At 53.5% G+C, this 19906-nt stretch carries 19 protein-coding genes; 12 read left to right on the forward strand and 7 right to left on the reverse strand.

Annotated features, from left to right (window positions below; translation table 11 throughout):
- Window positions 1–12 precede the first annotated feature (12 nt).
- Together BN8_RS23805 and BN8_RS23810 are read right to left on the reverse strand one after the other, a co-directional pair.
- Window positions 13–585, reverse strand: a complete 573-nt coding sequence (locus tag BN8_RS23805) for a hypothetical protein (RefSeq protein ID WP_009284501.1) — start codon at window positions 583–585, stop codon at window positions 13–15.
- A 17-nt stretch (window positions 586–602) separates the two neighbouring features.
- Window positions 603–1166 carry a hypothetical protein gene (locus BN8_RS23810; RefSeq protein WP_009284502.1) on the reverse strand — a complete coding sequence of 188 codons (564 nt, stop codon included), beginning with the start codon at window positions 1164–1166 and terminating at the stop codon, window positions 603–605.
- A gap of 251 nt (window positions 1167–1417) precedes the next feature.
- On the opposite strand from BN8_RS23810, the gene BN8_RS32050 reads away from it, so the two are divergent.
- The gene (locus BN8_RS32050; RefSeq protein WP_009284503.1) at window positions 1418–1894 is read left to right on the forward strand and encodes a tol-pal system YbgF family protein; all 477 of its coding nucleotides are present in this window, start codon (window positions 1418–1420) and stop codon (window positions 1892–1894) included.
- 90 nt (window positions 1895–1984) lie between these two features.
- A complete protein-coding gene (locus BN8_RS23820) occupies window positions 1985–2923 on the forward strand; it encodes a sterol desaturase family protein (RefSeq protein ID WP_009284504.1) in 939 nt (312 codons plus the stop codon).
- 2 nt (window positions 2924–2925) lie between these two features.
- Here the strand turns inward: BN8_RS23820 and BN8_RS23825 are convergent, their stop codons facing one another.
- Window positions 2926–3486, reverse strand: coding sequence for a fasciclin domain-containing protein (locus tag BN8_RS23825; RefSeq protein ID WP_009284505.1), 561 nt, complete (start codon window positions 3484–3486; stop codon window positions 2926–2928).
- A 141-nt stretch (window positions 3487–3627) separates the two neighbouring features.
- On the opposite strand from BN8_RS23825, the gene BN8_RS23830 reads away from it, so the two are divergent.
- Together BN8_RS23830 and BN8_RS23835 are read left to right on the forward strand one after the other, a co-directional pair.
- Window positions 3628–4557 carry a GHMP family kinase ATP-binding protein gene (locus BN8_RS23830; RefSeq protein ID WP_009284506.1) on the forward strand — a complete coding sequence of 310 codons (930 nt, stop codon included), beginning with the start codon at window positions 3628–3630 and terminating at the stop codon, window positions 4555–4557.
- Window positions 4554–5654, forward strand: a complete 1101-nt coding sequence (locus BN8_RS23835) for an AI-2E family transporter (protein ID WP_009284507.1) — start codon at window positions 4554–4556, stop codon at window positions 5652–5654. The genes BN8_RS23830 and BN8_RS23835 overlap by 4 nt, the downstream gene beginning before the upstream one ends.
- Before the next feature lie 3 nt (window positions 5655–5657).
- On the opposite strand, the gene BN8_RS23840 is transcribed toward BN8_RS23835, so the two are convergent.
- A complete protein-coding gene (locus BN8_RS23840) occupies window positions 5658–6989 on the reverse strand; it encodes a DUF2254 domain-containing protein (protein ID WP_009284508.1) in 1332 nt (443 codons plus the stop codon).
- A gap of 130 nt (window positions 6990–7119) precedes the next feature.
- Between BN8_RS23840 and BN8_RS23845 the strand changes: the two genes are divergently transcribed.
- The 3 genes from BN8_RS23845 to BN8_RS23855 all read left to right on the forward strand — a co-directional run bounded on the left by BN8_RS23845 (window position 7120) and on the right by BN8_RS23855 (window position 9629).
- Window positions 7120–7806, forward strand: coding sequence for a response regulator transcription factor (locus tag BN8_RS23845; RefSeq protein WP_040006481.1), 687 nt, complete (start codon window positions 7120–7122; stop codon window positions 7804–7806).
- 5 nt (window positions 7807–7811) lie between these two features.
- Entirely contained in the window at window positions 7812–9185 is a 1374-nt protein-coding gene (locus BN8_RS23850) for a sensor histidine kinase (protein WP_009284510.1), read from the forward strand.
- Between the two features lie 87 nt (window positions 9186–9272).
- Entirely contained in the window at window positions 9273–9629 is a 357-nt protein-coding gene (locus BN8_RS23855; RefSeq protein ID WP_009284511.1) for a SpoIIAA family protein, read from the forward strand.
- Window positions 9630–9704: 75 nt separating this feature from the next.
- On the opposite strand, the gene BN8_RS23860 is transcribed toward BN8_RS23855, so the two are convergent.
- Complete coding sequence (locus tag BN8_RS23860) at window positions 9705–10625, reverse strand: DUF8428 domain-containing protein (RefSeq protein WP_009284512.1); 921 nt, start codon at window positions 10623–10625, stop codon at window positions 9705–9707.
- 111 nt (window positions 10626–10736) lie between these two features.
- On the opposite strand from BN8_RS23860, the gene BN8_RS23865 reads away from it, so the two are divergent.
- From BN8_RS23865 to glgX, 4 genes are all read left to right on the forward strand, one after another.
- On the forward strand, window positions 10737–11642 hold the full coding sequence (locus BN8_RS23865; protein WP_009284513.1) for a universal stress protein: 906 nt from the start codon (window positions 10737–10739) through the stop codon (window positions 11640–11642).
- A 375-nt stretch (window positions 11643–12017) separates the two neighbouring features.
- Complete coding sequence (locus BN8_RS23870) at window positions 12018–12887, forward strand: mechanosensitive ion channel family protein (protein ID WP_009284514.1); 870 nt, start codon at window positions 12018–12020, stop codon at window positions 12885–12887.
- A 35-nt stretch (window positions 12888–12922) separates the two neighbouring features.
- A complete protein-coding gene (locus tag BN8_RS23875) occupies window positions 12923–14662 on the forward strand; it encodes an APC family permease (RefSeq protein ID WP_009284515.1) in 1740 nt (579 codons plus the stop codon).
- Between the two features lie 77 nt (window positions 14663–14739).
- Window positions 14740–16866: a glycogen debranching protein GlgX gene (gene glgX, locus BN8_RS23880; protein ID WP_040006482.1), complete on the forward strand. Its 2127-nt coding sequence runs from the start codon at window positions 14740–14742 to the stop codon at window positions 16864–16866.
- Between the two features lie 35 nt (window positions 16867–16901).
- On the opposite strand, the gene BN8_RS23885 is transcribed toward glgX, so the two are convergent.
- Window positions 16902–18146, reverse strand: coding sequence for a cation:proton antiporter (locus BN8_RS23885; RefSeq protein WP_009284517.1), 1245 nt, complete (start codon window positions 18144–18146; stop codon window positions 16902–16904).
- 87 nt (window positions 18147–18233) lie between these two features.
- Between BN8_RS23885 and BN8_RS23890 the strand changes: the two genes are divergently transcribed.
- Window positions 18234–19628, forward strand: a complete 1395-nt coding sequence (locus BN8_RS23890) for a DUF389 domain-containing protein (protein ID WP_009284518.1) — start codon at window positions 18234–18236, stop codon at window positions 19626–19628.
- Here the strand turns inward: BN8_RS23890 and BN8_RS23895 are convergent.
- Window positions 19609–19884 (reverse strand): hypothetical protein, encoded by a 276-nt coding sequence (locus tag BN8_RS23895; RefSeq protein ID WP_009284519.1) that lies wholly within the window; start codon window positions 19882–19884, stop codon window positions 19609–19611. The two genes, BN8_RS23890 and BN8_RS23895, sit on opposite strands and share 20 nt — an antisense overlap.
- Window positions 19885–19906: the final 22 nt, after the last annotated feature.

A 19906-nucleotide genomic window follows, 5' to 3' on the forward strand; every position in this document is an offset into this window, starting at 1 on the left:
CGAAAACACACCTTACGGAGCAGTTGCCGGATCGGTCAGTACGGGAGTGGGCGTGTAAAACATAACCAGCGTACCGAGCCGTTGGTTTGGGCCGGTAACGGGAGCCGACAGTTCGTAAGGTATTTTGTTATTAAAGTATATGTCCTGCTTGCCGAGCAGGTAAGCCGGAAAACGATCGGCGAACGCAATACCCTGGTTTTTTTTGTTCGTCGACAGAGTCACCTTACCGGCCGGATCGACCAGCAACACCTCCCGGACTCCTTTGTTCTGAACAATCGTATTGAAATATTCATTGATTTCGCCAGGCTTGTTCTGCAACATCGCGTTCCGAACGGCCCAGACAAACGTTTTCATGGCGAATGTCAGTTGATTGCGGTCATTGACTACCTGATTCTGCCAGGCCGTAGCCCGCAGGGAAGTCCGTTCATTTTCGAGTTGGTTATTTAGCTGCCAGTTTCGGTAAAAGAGGTAGCCGAGCCCTGCTACCAGCAGGATAATGACGCCATACAGTACAATGATCGGATTTAGACCGAACCTGTTTTTAGGCGTCGTTTTTTTTGTTTCAGTGTGATGATCAGTAGTCATTGTTGCGAGTGTTTATGTTAAAAATTAAGTCGGGCACCGGCCCCTCCCTGAACGTGTGTATGCAACACGGCAGGTACCAGCTCGGTATAGGCGCCAATCTCAGCAAAGATCGACAGCGGCTTGTAGCCCCGGTCGACAAAGTATTCCAGCCCGAACGTACCGGTCGCCCCCAGGGCAACGTTCCGAACATACACCTCAGCCGGCCCCCGCTGCCCCGTCGGGAGTGTTACCTCCTGCACCCGGTAGTAGCGCCGGTTGTTAACCTGCCCACCCAATCCGTAATAAAGCTGCCAGTTCCGGCTGCTACCAATGTCAGTACGCCATAAATACAGCAGATTGGCCGCCCAGCCGATGTTCTTAAAATAGCCGTTCCGGTAAGCTCGATCGTTGTCCCAGAAGGCCCCGTAGGTGCCAAAATTCAGTTCGAGCGCATTCCGGTCGTTTCGGAAATAGTGGCGGAGCATAACCCCGCCCGGTTCGCCCAGCCGGACACCCACCGCCAGTCGGGTCGGCGCGTAATCCTGCGCCCACACGCCGGACGCCAATACGCTCAGGAACAGGATGAGTAATCGGGTTTTCATGACCGTTGAGTTTCGATTCAGTGTATATATTCAATGCGTCAATACCCTAATGAACCTCAGGTTGCTTAGTTGGAGCTTAACAATAGATTAGAATTCGCTTAGAGGCAGCCTGACTATGCAGGCCTTTTGGCCGAATGGGAGGCAGAAAGAGGAAATCGCTTTTCTAAGAACTTTTTAAGATTACCTTAAGGTGGCTATAAGTTAGGCAGTGGTACTTCGTGCTGAGTTCGAACCGAGTTTACGTTATAGTCATGATACAATCCTTCCTCAGAACACTGCTCGCTGGTACTCTCCTCACTGGTACGGTAGTTACCGTTCAGGGGTGCAACAGCCGTTCAGACATTGTACAACTCAATACGCCATCCGAACGTACCGACGATCTGGCTGATAATAAGACATCCTCCGCTCGCTTTCGGGCAGAACGCGATCAGACAATCGCCAGCCTCCGGCAGCAATGCGCAGAACTCGACCTTGAAATCGATGAATTATCCGGTGAAATTGAGCGTCGACGGGGGTTCCAGATTGCCGTTCTTGAAGAGGGCCTTGCCGAACTTAAACGGGAACGACAGGAGCTGCTCGAAAACATAGCCATCGTAGAAGAGGCAACGGCCGAAACCTGGCAGGATATTAAAATCGGCTTCGGCCACGAAGATTATTCGCTTGGTCGGGCATCTGACAATACAGATGTAGCAATCCCGGAACCTAATTCACCCGTTGCCAACAACTAAATGTATGGTTTTACGATTTATTACAAGTACCTTGCCGTTCTCCATTAGCAAACCACTCGATTGCTCAACGCTCATTCTAACTTTTTTCAAATGATTGAAATCGAATCTTTATTTGGTGCCCCTCCTATTCCAGCCGATCAGATCTGGACTATTGAAAAGGGAGCGCCTAACCTGATTTTGTGGGGAGCGCCGATTATGCTGGCGCTGACCGCTATTGAAATGATCATCACCTATATTCAGGAGAAGCCGTACTATGATAAATGGGAAACGCTGGGATCAACGCTGGTTGGTCTGGGATCGCTCGTGGTAGGCGCAGCCGTTAAGCTGGGGTTACTCTACGGGGCCGTCTGGATTTACAACCAGATGCCCTGGCGTATGGAACTGCAATGGTGGACACTGATCCCCTGCTACCTGATCTTTGACTTTTTCAGCTATTGGGCGCACCGCATCTCGCACGAACATCGATTCTGGTGGGCTACCCACGTTGTTCATCACTCCGGCGAGCACTATAACCTGAGCGTTTCGTTCCGGTTGAGCTGGATTCAGAACCTCAAGATCATCTTTTTTCTGCCGGTAGCCTTATTTGGCTTCCACCCGATTGTCTTCTTCACCGTCAGTCAGGTAGCAGTGCTGTTTCAGTTCTGGGTGCATACGGAGTATATCCGCAGACTGCCTCGCTGGATCGAGTATATCTTCGCTACGCCCTCCAATCACCGCGTTCATCACGGTTCGCAGGAGAAGTACATTGACAAAAATTACGGCGCCACGTTCATTTTCTGGGACCGTCTGTTTGGTACGTACCAGCTGGAAGAAGAGCCGCCTGTCTACGGCATTACGACCAACATCGACAACAAAGCGAACCCCTTCCACATCAACTTCCACGAACTGCAGGACATCATTCGGGATGTCAGACAGGCTAAGGGGTTCCGGCGCAAATGGTTCTTTCTGTTTGGCAGCCCTATTGAAGTAGCCCGGCAGAAACAGCAGGCTGCTCACCCAAAGGCGGTTGTCGAGGATCAATCAGTCTAGGTTTACGGCTGCTCAACGATCCGCTGCAACACCTTATTGATGGTGTACACTACGCCGTTGGTGGCCCGGATGTTGCCCTGAATGACATCCGCCACTTCGCCACGACCGTCCTCAACGGTTATGGAATCACCTTGTTTGTGAACAGTCAGAATCTGCCCCGTCAGGTTAGTCAGTGTCTGGCCGTCTTTCAGTTGATCCGACGTAAGACGGCCTTTCACGACGTGGTAAGCCAGAAACTGAATCAGCCGATTCTTGCTCGACGGTAGCAGCAGTTCTTCCAGATCGCGCTCGGGCAGCACCGAGAACGCAGCATCGGTTGGGGCGAATACGGTATATTGCCCTTTTCCGGTCGCCTGTTTATCCAACCCCGACGCCTTCAGCAACCGGATCATCGTCGCATGATCGGTCGACAGACCAGCGCTCAGCGCCAGGTTTTTATTTGTTTCTACCCCACTCGCCGATAAACGATCAGCTTCGGTACGTTGTGTCTGCCCCAGCGCGGTGCCCTCACTCATCAGCAGAATGCAAGCCACCCAGAACAGGCGGATAAGATTCGTAGCCATAGGTTCAATTTAATTAACAATAGACCTGCTCTTCAGCTTCTTATGAGAAGAACCCTCCCACCGGTTTATTGTTTTTTGTGTCGCTGATGACACTCCGTTTGCAATAACCGGCCGGCCGACGAGTACTTAATCAACCAAACGATGCACTCACAAGCCACTTTATCTGACAACCAGGCCATTACCGCCCGCGTACGGGTACCGTTGCGTATCGACTTCGCCGGGGGATGGTCCGACGCGCCCGACTTTCTACAGCATGAGCAGGGGGCGGTCGTCAATGCCGCTATTGATCGCTACGTCGAAGGCCACGCCCGCTGGGGGCATGACGGGCTCCGACTGGAGTATACCCTCGACGTTCCGCCCGACGTTCACCTGGGCAGTTCGGCCTCCATCGACGTAGCCTGGCTCCGGCTCACGTATGGCCTGATTGGTCGCCAGGTAGCTCCTGTCGAACTGGCCGAACAGGCCTATGAAGTTGAAAAGCTGCTGGGTGTAGCCGGGGGTAAGCAGGACCAGTACGCAGCCGCGCTGGGCGGTTTCCATCTGCTGCGGTTTCTGGGCCACGATGGTCCCGTAGAGGTCGAGCCACTAACGGTTTCGGACGAAACCAGCCGTCGGCTCGAGGAGCAGTGCGTTCTTTGCCTGACCGGCGATCGTTCGTCGTCGGGTGGTTTACACGAACAGGTCTGGTCACGCTACCGCGCGGGCGACGAAACCATCCGGAAAGCGCTGGAACGCATTCGCGACAGTGCGCTGGACACGCGGGATGCGTTGCTGCGGGGCGATCTGGGTACACTGGCCACCATGCTGACCCTAAACCGCGAAGCCGCCCGGCAACTGCATCCGCAACTTATTACGCCCCACATGGATCAGTTGTTTACGGTCGCCGAAGAAGCCGGTGCGCTGGGCAGTAAGCCCTGCGGAGCCGGTGGGGGTGGATGCGTACTGATTCTTTGCGATGAAGGCAGGCGGGCGGCTGTGGTCGATGCGCTTCAGCAACGTAGCGGGCAGATACTATCATTCGCGTTCGCGCCCCCGGTCAACAATCCGGCCGACCAGTCTACCCCGCCATGAAACCCGCGCCATCCGTATTACAATCGACCCTCTTTCGGTACGTCCTGCTGATCACTGCCGTCTACCTGACCCTTTCGGGGCTGTACTATGCCGGTGGCCTGCTGGCTCCGTTAAGCACGGCCGGATTGCTGGCTATGCTGATGCTACCCATTTGTCGGCAGCTTGAACGCTGGAAACTACCCCGTGTAGCCGCCATTATCATCTGCCTGCTCATTATCCTGATTGTTGTGCTGGGCATTGGCGCGCTGCTTTCTACCCAGATTATGGGCTTTTTGCGGGATCTGCCCACACTACAGGCTCAGATGACCACCAAACTGGCGACGATACAGCAATCCATCCGGGAACTAACCGACGTTTCAGCCGATGAACAGATTCAATTTTTACGCGATCGGCTGAACTCCCTGCTCGGCTCGGCGGGACGTTACCTGATGGCGGTACTGACCACGACCGGTAATGCACTCACAACAATCGGTCTCGTGTTGATCTATACGTTTTTCTTCCTGTTCTACCGGCAACGGTTCGTTCGGTTTATCCTGATGATCACCCCGCCGGAACATCATAGGACAACACGCGACATTATCACCCAGGTCGGGCAGGTAACGCAGCAATACATGTCGGGCGTACTGCTGGTTATGATCATTCTGGCTACGCTGAATACCATCGGGCTAAGTATCATCGGCATTCAGCAGGCCGTTTTCTTTGGCGTACTGGGCGGGCTGCTGAATATCATTCCCTACATCGGTACGTTTCTGGGCGGTCTGATTCCAACGCTGTTCGCTTTGCTGACGAAAGAGTCCATTACGCCCGCTATTGCCGTAGCCGCCGTTTTTTCACTGAATCAATTTCTGGAAAATAACTTCCTGACGCCTTTCATCGTCGGTGGGCGGGTCAAAGTAAATCCGCTGGCTACGATCATTGCCCTGCTGATTGGCAGCTATGTGTGGGGTATTGCGGGAATGATTCTCTTCATTCCCCTGCTGGGTATTACGAAAATTATCCTCGACAACGTCAAACCGCTTCGGCCGTTCGGCTACCTCGTCGGCGAAGAAGACGACGATGACGAAACTGGCGATAAGCAAGCTACTGACCAAAACTGACCGTTACATCCAGACGGGCCGCAACGTCGAATACAACGACCGTATGCTTGCCTTTTCGTAGTCGGTTGGCAACGTTTGTTCGGCGTACGTCAGTAGATAGTTGGCCTGCTCCTGCAAAACGGCTTTGCGGTCAGGATCGTTGACATCGGCCGCCACAAGGGCCAGTGCCCGTAGCAATCGCCGGAACACGGCATGATTGCCATCGGCATTCAACCGGGGCAGATCAAAAGCCAGCCGTATGTAGTCGTCGAAGTCAGCCGCCCGCACCATCACCCGCACGTGCTTTCCGTCGGAGCGAAGCCGGGCCGGGAAGTCGCGCCGGGCCAGTTGGCCGCCGATAGCCCCGAGGTAGTCAATCGCCATGATGGCCGTTGTGGTGTCGTTGATGCCGGGCGATAGGGCTTTAAGAGCAATGTCCACCAGTTGCTGAATCCCAAACGCTACGTCCTGCTCAACATTACGGTGCCGCCCGATGCTGACAAATTGCATCAGGTCGTCGGGCCAGTCGGCCTGATCGGGGTCGGGCCGCTCCATCCCGCTGCGAACACTAAAGAGCACCGTACCCTCGCCGACGAACGAACCGATTTCTTTTTCGATGCGCAACACGACCCGATTATGCGTAGCCCAGTGCAGTAACTCGTCGGTGCTGATCCGTTGCAGATAGCCGGTTTGTGTCGACAGGATAGGCCACCAGCCGGTTTGCTCGTCGCTGTACTGAAGGGCTGCTTCGGCCTGATCGGGATCATCGACGGGTTCGCCAAATTCATCTGGAAACAGGGTCTCGATTGCTTTGCCGGTTTCGTGAAAAATATGCTGTACGATGGTGCCCGTCTGGAGCGATTCGGCGATATGATGAATGAAATAAATCAGGGCCGCCACCCCACCCAGCGCCAGAATCAGACTGACCAGTACGGCCGTAGCCGGCACAAACTTCCCTTCGTCGGAGCCACGGATCGTACCGAGCACGACCAGGCTGTAGGCAAATACGCCCACGAAGTAGCCCATGACTATCTGGTTGACGCGGTCGCGCATGAAGTTACGCAGCACCCGGGGCGAATACTGGCTGCTCACCTGCGAGATGGCCGACAGTGTCAGTGAAAAAATCAGCGCGGCCACCGTCAGCATGGAACCAGCAATGGCCGTGAGCATCCCCCGCGACCCGTCGGCCCCCACGCCGAACAGCAGCGGGAAGCGTTTGGTCCCCTGCCACGAGGTTTCGGCATCGAACCGAATCAGCCCGTAGGCCAGTCCAAACGAACCCAGCACCATCAGGCTGGGTACAAACCAAAGTGACTCACGAAGTTGCTGCCAGTACTGGCCAAGGCGGTTATTCATACGAAATCTGTCTGTACATTTAACCGACCAGGCACGAAACGGTTTTTCAGAGCAGGGTGGCGACTTGGAGAAAGAGCTTACATGCTGGGGATTCTGCTAATCGTTACGTACTAAAACCATGTATTTATCCATGAAGCGAATTTTGATCATTGAAGACGACCGGCGAATAGCCCTGAACGTGAGCCGAAGTCTCCAGGATGAGGGCTACCAGACAGAAATCGCTTACGATGGCTACAACGGCCGGGCGCTGGCGCTGGGGGGCGCGTTCGATTTGCTGATTCTGGATATTAACCTGCCCGGCATAAACGGCTACGAAATCTGTCGGAACGTACGGACCGAAAAGCCCCGATTGCCAATCATCATGCTGACGGCTCTGGGCGAAGTAGAAGATAAAATCGAAGGACTGGAACGCGGGGCCGACGACTACCTCGTTAAACCATTCGACCTCCGCGAACTGAGCGCCCGCGTGGCTACCTGTTTCCGGCGAACCGATCTGATGGCAAACCCTCATCAGGAAGAAGTGATCCAGCTTGCCGACCTGACTGTCAATTTTTCATCCAAGATTGTCAGCCGCCAGAACCGAACCATCGATCTCACAGCCAAAGAGTTTTCACTGCTGGAGTACATGCTCCGGCACCAGGGCCGGGTAATTTCAAAAATGGATCTGACGGAAAACGTGTGGGGTATTAACTACGATCCGGGTACCAACGTGGTTGAAGTCTACATCAATTACCTGCGCAAGAAGATAGACAAGGATTTTGAAACCAAGCTGATTCACACGCGCCCCGGATTGGGCTATATCCTAAAGGAAGAATGATTGCAATGACGATTCGAAACCGCATTTCGCTGCAATTCACGCTTATTGTTGCTTCGATTCTGGTCGTTTTTTCCGGGATGGTGTACATTACGTCGGCCAACTACCGGCAGGAAGAATTCTATAACCGGTTGATCCAGAAAGCCAGAACAACGGTCCGGTTTCTGGTTGAAGTAAAGGAAATTGACCGCGATCTGCTCAAAATTATTGACCGCAATACGATTTCGGCCCTTATCAACGAGAAAGTTCTGATTTTCAACGAACGGAACCAACTTATCTACGCCAGCGTCGACGACCAGGTGATCAACTACCGCCCCCAGTTGCTTACCTGGGTTCGGCGGGAAGGCGTTGTTGAAACCACCGATGGCGAAAACGAAGTCATCGGCCTTTTGTATAAGGAACAAGGTCGGCCACTGGTTGTGCTGGCGTCGGCCTACGACCGCTTTGGAAGGTCGAAACTCAGCAACCTGCGTCGTACGCTTACCTGGGGATTAGTGGGTGGTATTGGCCTGACCATAGCCCTCGGGTTCTTTTTTGCCGGCAAATCCTTACAGCCCATTGCTCACATTAACGAACAGGTACAGACCATCACAGCCCGCAACCTTCAGCAACGGCTTGATGAAGGCCGACGCCAGGACGAGATCGACCAGCTCGCGGTAAATTTCAACCACGTACTCGACCGGCTGGAGCAGGCATTTGATCAGCAGCGCAGCTTTGTTTCCCATGCTTCGCACGAACTCCGAACGCCGTTGACCGCCCTTAAATCAGAGATTCAACTGGGATTACGCCGACGGCTCAGTACCGACGAATACGAGAACGTGCTCCAGAACCTGATGGCTGATACAGACCGGCTGATTGGGTTGTCCAATAGTCTCCTGTTCCTGGCGCGGACGCTGGAGAACCTGCACCACATGAACCAGGATGCCGTTCGGCTGGACGAAGTCGTGTTTTCGGCCCAGGATGAACTGCTAAGTGCTCGCCCTGACTACCAGATTCAGATTGATTACGACAGCATACCGGAATCGGATACGGGTCTACAGGTCCGCGGCAACGAAAACCTGCTCCGGCGGGTCGTGCTTAACCTGCTCGACAATGCCTGTAAGTATTCGCCCAAGTCTCAGGCCTGGGTACGTATCGGCAGTACGCCGGATACCTGCCGACTGATCATCCGCGACGAAGGGATTGGCATGACGCCCGACGAACTGACCCGCATTTTCGAGCCATTCTACCGCGCCGGTAATGCCGTTGGCTACGATGGATTTGGCGTTGGGTTGTCTATCTGCCAACGCATCATGGATCTGCACCAGGGGGAAATTTCAGTAGTCAGTGAGCTAGGAAAAGGCAGTACGTTCACGGTGTCTTTACCGCGGCTCCAAGACTGACATCAATCAGCACAAACGACACTGACGACGTTTCTTTAAACTGGTCTATTGATTAAATAGTTAACCTATAGACCAAACGACTTAATCATGATACAGCCAATCGATTTGCAGGACGATCGTGTATTCGCTTTTCGCGTCAACGGCAAGATTACGACCGATGAACTAAAGCCGATGGCCGACAAACTGACAGCGCGCATCAGGCAGTACGGCAAGATGCGCGTGTACGCTGAATACGTCGGCGTGGAAGGCATCTCACCCAGAGCGGTTTGGGAGGACCTGAAATTTGATTTCGCCCACCTGACCGATTTTGACAAAGCTGCGCTTGTGACCGATAAGCAGTGGATGAACCTGTCGGCAGGTCTGGTCAACCTGGTTCCCGGGCTGGAGGTAAAGCTGTTTTCGTTTGATGAACAGGAGCAGGCCCGGCAATGGATTTTGCACTAAGATCGGACTGTACTAACAGCAAAGCCCACGGTCAGCCGTGGGCTTTGCTGTATCCTGGAGCCAGCTCGGGAAACATCAGAAAAACCAGAAGCTGTCGCGCAACTGGAACTCAACTGAACCCAGATACCGATCGTTGGTATACACTGAGGCCCGGTAAGTACCTGGTTGAATATCAGCATCTGGCTCGAGCCGAAATGACACCCGCATCGGTGTCTTTGCAAAGTTGACATTCTGTACGGCGTGAACCGGAATCACTTCATTCTTATCTGACAGCGCGATGGTTTCCGTACGAAGCGGAGGAATAGCCGCCTGCTGGCGATCGTTGGTCAGGCTCAGATACACTTCCTCCAAACCTTCCAGACGCATCTCGGCCGGGATGTTGAGCGAGATGGTCAGCGCATCTGTTTTCTTTGCCTTAGCCGTTACCTTATCATTGGGTTTGACAGCTTCCACCCGAAAACCATCGCCGGTGAGCGACGACCGAGGTACCATCGTTACGATTCGGGCATCCAGGGCGGTCACCTTATCCTGCAATTCTTTCTGCTGATTAATCAACAGTTCGTTCGACTGATTCTGCCAGTTGATTTTGTCCTGCAGGGCACCTGTCTGAGTCGTCAGGCTATCGCGGGTCACCGTAAGTTGTTCGACCTCTCGATTCAGGTTCTCAATGGTCCGGGTCCGTCCTATGTTGCTCCGGCGCAGTTCTCGCAGGGAAGCGTTCGTCCGGTTTAACTGGCTATCGGCCATTTCCATTCGCCGATTCAGTTCCGTATTATCTTCTTTCGCCGTTGCAAGTTGCTCATTCAGTACCCGCATATCATTATCAAGCCGTAGCTTTACAGCTAAGAGCGAGTCGGCCTGCTGTTCAGTACGGTCGCTGCGGGCAGCCAGATTGCGGCTTTTATTCCAGAAATAGATGCCACCGCCCAATAGCAGGACCAGGCCAATAATCAAAGCGGTCATCGTACCGCTTGATGTTTGTTCCGATGTTTCCATACCTTGCTTTAGTTTAGTTGATTACTGTTTCTGCGGCAAAGATGACTGGCATTCGTTACAGCAGGCTTAAAGAGGAATTAGAATTTACTTAGATAGGATAGTATAGTTCTCATGGAAGCGCTCCCCATTCACTACATTCTGGTTCCCGTTGATTTCAGCGATCCTTCCCACAACGCGCTGGCCACGGCCATTGCTATGGGCCGGCGTCAGCAAGCAAGCCTGCACCTGCTCAACGTACTGGACCCCACCGAAACCAACAGCCAAAGCCCTCTGGAAACGCTGGATGAACAGGTTCGGACACAAACCGAAGCAATACGTGAACTGGCCCGTCAAACGACGCTTGACCATCAGATTCAGTGTGCGGGTGAGTGCCGGGTTGGTAGCGTTAGCACCGAAATCGTAGCTGCTGCCGGACTGGCGAAAGCCGACCTGATTGTGATGGGCACCCACGGCTCGTCGGGCATCCGGGCTTTTTACATCGGCAGCGAAGCCTACCGGGTTATCAAAACCGCCCCCTGCCCCGTTCTGACGGTTCCGGCCCATCAATCCTGGACTACGTTCGAACAGATCCTGTTTCCGGTTCGGCCCGTGCCGGGGGCATTGGAGAAATACAACTTTGCCCGGCGGATCATTCAGCAGAACAACGCCGAGTTAACGGTACTGGCTTTACACCCCCCTGACGAGATCATCAGCATCGATCAGTTACAGCAACAGATAGCGGCATTGGATGAACAGTTCGCCCGCGACAACGTTCGAAGCCGGACGCTGTTCTGCCCAACGGATCTGGTTGCCGAAACCGTATTGCAGAAGGCGGATGAGTTACAGGCTGATCTGCTGATCATTACGGCGACGCTGGACACGACGCAGCAGGATTTTTTCATAGGCCCTTTCACGCAGCAGATTGTGCACAATGCCCACGTACCGGTCCTGTCGATTCGACCTCAGTCGTACATGCAGCATCCGGAACGAGTGAAATGGCAGTACGACTGGCGGTCGCAGCATCTCCGGGATCGGTAGTTTCGCCCTTATCTCCTGCCAGACGGCAACTTCCCTGCAAAGCGCTGTTGGCTTAGGCGCCGTGACCACCGTCTTGCTTTACATACCGATTATAACAGTGTACCGGCTCTGCCGACCGTTTTCCTACTCGATGCCGACGCCTGGCCAGCACGGCAAGCAGCTACAGTCGCTATAAGTAAATTCTAATGTCGGCTTAAGCAGTGTTTAAGCCGCAAAGCCGATTTTTCGGGCTCGCCTAATACCGATACGATTAGGCCTGAACGGCTACGAGGATGGTTTACAGTGAATAAAACAGCCTGGTTTTCACCTAACCTCATCAACACAGAGCCTCAATATAAGGAGTTGTTCAACTTATCGATCTCACCCTTATACCCAATGAATACCCTGCGAGAATTTCTGAATTTTGAATTAATTAAACTCAAAGCGTACACCCTGACGGTGGCCGACGTTTGTTCGGCCGTACTGATCATACTAATTGCGTGGACGTTTCTGTACGTACTGAAACGGTTCGTCCTGCGTGTCTTTTTTTCGCGACGCCACGTAACGGTTGGTCACCAGTACGCCGTCACCCAACTGATAAAGTACATCATATACCCCATTACCATCCTGCTCTCCTTACAGGCCCTGGGTATCCAGTTGTCTGTGGTGCTGGCGGGGGCAGCCGCCTTGCTGGTCGGCATTGGGCTGGGATTACAGCAAACGTTCAAAGACCTGCTATCCGGCATTGTGCTGCTGGTCGAAGGCACCGTTCGGGTGGGCGATATGGTCGTGATCGACGACACGATCGTGATGGTAAAAGACATTGGTCTGCGCACATCGACCGTCGAAACCCGCGACGATATTGTGAAGATCGTACCCAACTCAAAATTGGTTGAAGAGACGGTCATTAACTGGTCGCACAACAACCGCCCGACCCGGTTTCATGTCGATGTGGGCGTTGCCTACGGCAGTGACTTAACACTGGTCAGAAACCTCCTGTTGAAAGCCGCCGGAGAACATCCCAAAGTCCTTCAGACGCCCGAAACCACCATACAGTTTCGGGAATTTGGCGCTTCATCGCTGGACTTCAAGTTGTTTTTTTACAGCTACGAATTCCTGCGCATCGAAGTTGTGAAAAGCGACCTTCGCTTCCGGATCGACGAGCTATTCCGCCAGCATGACGTCACGATTCCGTTCCCACAGCAGGAAGTCTGGTTCCGCAATGAACTGACTAGTGCCTTACCCAAAGGTCATGAGAATGTATAACATTATTGCTTAGTGCGGAGTATAACATTCTCAGTATGCAGTTTGTCAAAACCAAGTTAAGCGAACTACCCGCGTCGGCCATCTGCGGCAACGACATCAGTTCCTCGTGCTTGTACGTGTCGGCCCTCAGTATTCTCTACGCCGGCCAGTTTGCCTGGATTTCGCTGCTGCTGGTCAGCGGTACCCTGTTTCTGTTTCGGAAAATCTACGGCGAGGTAGTAGGTGCTTTACCCCTCAACGGCGGGGCTTACAACGTGTTGCTCAATTCAGCCAACAAATCAATGGCCTCCCTGGCGGCCTGTCTGACTATTCTCTCCTACGTAGCTACGAGCGTGATTTCGGCTAACGAAGCGATTCACTACGCGGCTTCGTTGGCACCGACCATGCCCATCATAGTGGGTACCATGGGTCTGTTACTTTTCTTTTTTCTGCTGAACCTGCTCGGGCTGAAAGAGTCGTCGAAAGCGGCCGTTATCATTTTTATCATTCACCTGGCGACCCTGACTATACTGTGTCTGGTCTGCGGCTGGTACGTATTGACCAACGGCATCGGGCAATTAACAGCTAATATTAGTGCCCGCTCCAGCCACAGTTTGTCTTATCAGTTGTTAGCAGGCTTCTCGGCGGCTATGCTGGGCATTTCGGGCTTCGAAAGTTCGGCGAACTACGTAGAGGAACAGGCCCGGGGCGTGTTTCCGAAAACGCTCCGCAACATGTGGGTCATCGTTACGGTGTTTAATCCCCTGATTGCAATCCTGGCACTCGGGGTTTTACCCATCGTCGATGTTCGTCAGCACCAGGAATCGCTGCTGGCCATTATGGGCCAGCGGTCGGGTGGTCGCTGGCTTGCCTGGCTGGTTTCAGTCGATGCCATGTTGGTCCTGAGCGGTGCCGTCCTGACGTCGTTTGTCGGCGTCAGCGGCTTGGTGAAGCGCATGACCTTAGACCGAATTTTCCCTCAGTTTCTCCTGATTGAAAATAAGCGGCAGGCACCGTACTACATCCTGCTGATGTTCCTGCTGCTTTGTGTCGCCATTCTGTTGAGCACCGGGGGCGATCTCCGGGCACTGGCGGGCGTTTACACCATTTCGTTTCTGTCCGTGATGGGCTTGTTCGGTATCGGCAACCTGCTTCTCAAACTTCGCCGGAAACGACTGCCACGTCCTCAGGTAGCGTCCGTTGGCTCCGTTTTTCTCGCTTTGTTTGCTGTTGGCGTCGCCTTGTTGGGTAATGTATGGCTTAATCCGCGGTACTTGTGGGTGTTTTTTCAATACTTCATACCCACCTTTCTGATTGCCCTGGTTATGATGGACCGGTCGTTGCTGCTGAAAGGGCTGCTGTCCATTGTACTCTATTTCTTCAGACCGCTGAAACGGTTCATCGAACGGTTTACGAGCTGGACCAATCACACCATCAAGGAAATCAATAATCAGGAGTTCGTTTTTTTCTCGAAGGGCGATGATGTTGCCTCACTCAACCAGGTGATGATCTACATTCAGGAAAATGAGGAAACGAACCGGCTCCGCATCGTAACCGTTGAAAATGAAGATTTTAAAGCCCCCGAACACCTGGCCCGTGACATCGAAACCCTGGACCGGGCCTATCCCGAAATTGATATTACCTATGAAAGGATAAACGGGCACTTTGGCCCCGAATTAATTAAAGAACTATCGGCTAAATGGCGTATTCCGACCAATTTTATGTTTATTGGTTCGCCCGGCCGCCGGTTCCAGTATCGAATCGAAGACCTCTGCGGAGTGCGCCTGATTATTTAATTTACAGCTCGGTTCCTGCGGTCAGGTATACCGAACGCGGCTCAACACAATACGGTCTAGACACCTTACTTTTAACAATGAACGCCACCAACTCAACAGACGAATCAGAAGAACCGATTAGAACCCGACCGGGTAAACATTATCCACGCGGCCCTCATTTCGACGGCGAAGGCACAAACTTTGCCATATTCAGCGAAAATGCCACCGCCGTCTATCTATGCTTATACGATAGCGAGAATCCCGGGCAGGAAACGGCCCGCATTCGCCTGGTCGAGCGTACTGAAATGATCTGGCATATTTACGTTGAAGGTATCAGACCCGGGCAGCTTTATGGCTATCGGGTTGAGGGGCCGCACGACCCGGCCAATGGGCACTACTTCAACGCCAGCAAGTTGCTGCTCGATCCCTACGCCCGGGCCATCCACGAACCGGTCGTACACAACGACGCCTTTCTGGGGTATGACTTCACCAGCCAGGCACCCAACCGGTATCTGACCCCAAACTTTATCGACAGCGGCCCGGTAGCCCCCAAAAGCGTAGTGATTGACGCGGCATTCGACTGGGAAGGCGATACGCAACTAGCTATTCCGTCGCATAAATCAATCATCTACGAGCTGCACGTCAAAGGCTTTACGCAGCGACACCCGACAATTCCGACCCACCTCCGGGGTTCGTATGCGGCTCTGGCCCACCCTGAAAGCATCGGGTATTTTCAAAAGCTGGGCATCACGGCCATCGAACTCATGCCGGTTCATCAGTTTACGAGCGAAAGCTACTGGGGGTATAACTCCATTGGTTTCTTCGCCCCCCACAATGCCTATGCCTCGTCGGGGATGCGCGGTGAGCAGGTCACCGAGTTCAAGGAGATGGTTAAAGCGCTGCACAAAGCCGGTATTGAAGTGATTCTCGACGTAGTGTATAACCATACTGCCGAGGGAAACCGCTTCGGCCCCACGCTCCTGTTCCGGGGTATCGACAGCCGGACGTACTACCGCGTGGTGGAATCGCAGCCGGAGTATTACATGGATTATACCGGTACGGGCAACACCCTGGACCTGACCCATCCGCGCGTCCTGCAACTGGTCATGGATAGCCTGCGGTACTGGGTTGAGGAAATGCATGTCGACGGCTTCCGGTTCGACCTCGCCACGGCGCTGGCGCGAAACGAACACGAAGCCGGGCGGGTATCGTCGTTTCTGGACACCGTTGCGCAGGACCCCATCCTGGCCCGCGTTAAGTTAATAGCTGAACCCTGGGACATCCAGGCGTATCAGGTTGGGCATTTTCCGGTTCGCTGGGCGGAGTGGAACGGCCGTTTCCGCGACTGTGTCCGGTCGTTCTGGAAAAGCGACGAAGGCAAAGCCCACGAAATGACGCTTCGGTTGCTGGGCAGCCCTGATTTATATGGCAACGATGGTCGCTCACCGACACACAGCGTGAACCTGATTACGGCCCACGATGGCTTTACGCTGAATGATCTGGTGAGCTATAACCACAAACACAACTGGGCAAACGGCGAGGAGAACCGCGACGGCCACAACCATAATCTGAGCTGGAACCATGGCGCTGAAGGACCAACCAACGATCGGGGCATCATTGAACTCCGCGAACGTCAGAAGCGTAATTTCCTGACTACGCTGTTTCTGAGCCAGGGCATCCCGATGCTGGTGATGGGCGACGAATGCGGCCGTACGCAACACGGCAATAACAACGCCTACAACCAGGATAACGAAATCAACTGGTTTAACTGGAAGTGGACAAAGCGGCAGCAGCACCTGTTTAACTTTACGGCCCGGCTGATTGCCCTTCGGCGCGACATCCCGCTGCTGCACCGTCGCCGGTTCTACCATCATGAAGAAATTATCTGGCTACGTAGTGACGGCCTCCCCATGAGCCAGGCGGATTTTCATAACCCGCATACGCGTTGCTTCGGCTTGCTCATTGACGGCTCCAAAGTCGAAGAACAAGCCGAAGATGGCTCCCTGATCGGTGTACGTGAGGATAAACCGGAGTTGTTGCTCTGGATTCTGAATGCATACTGGGAAGAGCTTTCCTTTCATCTACCCCGGATTGGCCTGGCTGGCTGGGAGGTGGTAGTCGATACGGCCAGCGGGCAAATTTTCCCCAAACAGGCCCCCATTCAGGGTGGAAGCCCTTACTTCATTCCGGCCCGTTCATCAATCCTCTTGCGAGGACACCAATGAACGGGCAGGCGGTATCCGGGTCAGTAATGGTACGCCTACTGGCCCGGATACAGTCGCCGGATCAGTCGTTCCATGGTTAGCCCCTGCCCAATGACCGAGAACAGCACAACGGCATAGGTAATGGTTACGATAAAGTCTTTCTCCGGCACCGACGGATCGATTGACAACGCCAGCGCAACGGACAGTCCCCCGCGAAGGCCGCCCCAGGTCAGCATCAACGGCGCTTTATCGTCCAGATCGAGCCAACGCCGGGCCAGTGAAAACGGCAGCAGAATCGCTATATACCGCGATATCAGGACCAGTAGCACCACCAGCACATAGATGGTCCACTGCGTTATCTCGAAGTCGATCAGGAGCAGTTCAAAGCCTATCAGAACAAAGAGCAGTGCGTTCAGGATCACGTCGATTGTTTCCCAGAACCGGTCAACGTACTCTTCCGTCAGTTCGCTCATTACATTCGGCTGGGCATTGTGTCCCATCAGTAGGCCTGCTACTACCATAGCCAGCGGCCCCGATACGTGCAGGTACCGCGCCAGCAGATAGCCCCCCATCACAGCCGCTACGGTGATGATGACTTCCGTCTGGTAATGATCGATGGAGCGCAGCGCAAAAAAGAGCCCGTAGCCGATGGCCAGCCCCAGCACAACGCCCCCGCCAGCTTCCTTTATAAACAGCCAGGCAATCTCGCCCCCGCTGATGCTGTCGGCTCCGTTGAGCACAACCTGGTAGATGGTCGCAAATACGACGACCCCAACGCCGTCGTTGAACAATGACTCACCAACGATGTTAATCTTGACGCTTTCCGGTAGTTTAAACTTGGTCAGAATACCCAGTACCGCAATTGGATCGGTGGGTGAAATCAGGGCACCGAACAACAGGCAGATCGGGTACGACAGGTTCAGAGCGAGCCAGTCGGCCAGCAGGTAGAGCCCCGAACCGATCAGAAAAGTACTGAGCATGACCCCTACGAAAGCAAACAGAATAACCGATCGGCGCTCAACCCGTAGCTGAGCAACGTCCGTATGGAAGGCCCCGGCAAATAACAGGAAGCTGAGCATGATGTCGAACACGACCCGGTCAAAATCAATCTGAGCCACCGTTTCGCGCACAATTTGTAGCCATTCTGGCCGTATAGAGTTAAGACTGTTGAGCAACAACGAAACGCCCAGCGACAGCACCATTACACCGATGGCTCCCGGCAGTTTAAGCAAACGGGTATTCAGGTATGAGAAAAGTGCAGTGGCAACGATAAGAAGGGTAAACAGGTCAAACAAATCCATTGGCGGAATTAATTAGCTAACAATTGTGCTATATTTCGTTTAAGTATATAACTAAATTCTGTATTCGCCCGCAGCGAACCTGATTTAATGATTATTAATGAACGCAATACCTCCCCCACCAAACGGCCAGACGTACTGACCCGCATTGGGCATTTTCTACGCGACCACTTTAGTCTCGAAGAGGACAAAGACGACGAAGCCGGGATTATCCAGTCCATCAGCCGGGGTATTGAGTTTCGGGGCGTTAATCTCTGGACCCTCATCTTCGCCATATTCATTGCATCAATCGGTCTGAATGTCAACTCTACGGCGGTAATTATCGGGGCCATGCTGATTTCGCCCCTAATGGGCCCCATCATGGGTATTGGGCTGGGGGTTGGTATCAACGACCTGACCATGATTCTGCGGGCATTGAAAAACCTAGGCATCGCGGTTGGAATCAGTTTGCTTACCTCCACTGTCTATTTTCTCATCAGCCCGTTGCATATCGCGCAGTCAGAATTGCTGGCCCGTACCTCACCAACGGTCTGGGATGCCTTCATTGCCTTTTTCGGTGGCCTGGCGGGTATTGTAGCCGGGTCGCGCCGGGAGAAAGTTACCAACGTAATTCCGGGGGTTGCCATCGCTACAGCCCTCATGCCACCTCTCTGTACGGCCGGCTACGGAATCGCTACCCTGAATCTGTATTACTTTGCTGGTGCCTTTTACCTGTTCATGATCAACAGCATCTGCATCAGTCTGGCTACGTACCTGATCGTGCGGTTCCTGGGTTACCACCAGAAGGAGTACCCAAGCGAGTCCGTCGAACGGCGCGTACGGCATACCATCTGGATAGCGGTTCTGATTGTTTTTGTTCCCAGTACGTACCTCGCTTATCAAATTGTCCGGAAAACCATTTTCGAACAGGCAGCTAAACGGTTCGTGACCAATGAATGCAATTTTCAGTATCGGCAGGTCATCAATTACGCAGCGTACTACGGTCGGCAGCAGAGCATCCTGGAGCTGACCATGGTCGGCGAGCCACTCCCCACCGACTCACTGAATGTTCTCCGTTCGCGCATGCCCGCCTATGGTCTCGGCGATGTAAAATTGACCGTCAAGCAAGGCAGCTTTAAAAACGAAGACGTTGACGTTAACGCCATTACCAGCACCGTTACCGACCAGGTGATCAAATACAGTCAGTCGTCCATCGCCCGCAAGGATCGAACCATTGATTCGTTGCAGCGCCGGCTCGAACAGACGCAGTCGTCGGGTCTGCCCGTTGCCGATCTGCGTAATGAACTGAAGACACTCATGCCCGACGTGCAGAATTTTACGGCGGCCCAGACATTAATCATGGACCGAAATACGAATCGCCCCGATACGGTTACGCTGGTCTACGCCCGTTTTGCCCGCCGACATACCGCGGCCGAACGCCGACGTATTGAGCGGTGGCTGCAAAGCCGAACCAAAAGCAAAAAAGTCAAGCTCCTGGTTGAATAACCTGACCAACCAGATACGCGAGTTCCTGTGCGGTTGCAGTTCCCCCGGTCTTGAAATACACGAATGGCATATCCGTAAGCCAGACAATCAGCAGCGTTAAAAGCAGTAACCCAATAATGAGCAGCACCAGCCAGTCGGGCCGGCGGGGTGGCTCTTTGTTCGTCGGGTTTTCCTGCGAAATAGGCGGCATCTCCAGCCGGTTGTTGATCGGTGGAGGCAACGGTATAGACTGATGCAGTGATTTTTCGTCTGTCATTGAATACATTAATCCTGATGAA

This window comes from Fibrisoma limi BUZ 3 (assembly GCF_000296815.2).
Lineage (GTDB): Bacteria > Bacteroidota > Bacteroidia > Cytophagales > Spirosomataceae > Fibrisoma > Fibrisoma limi.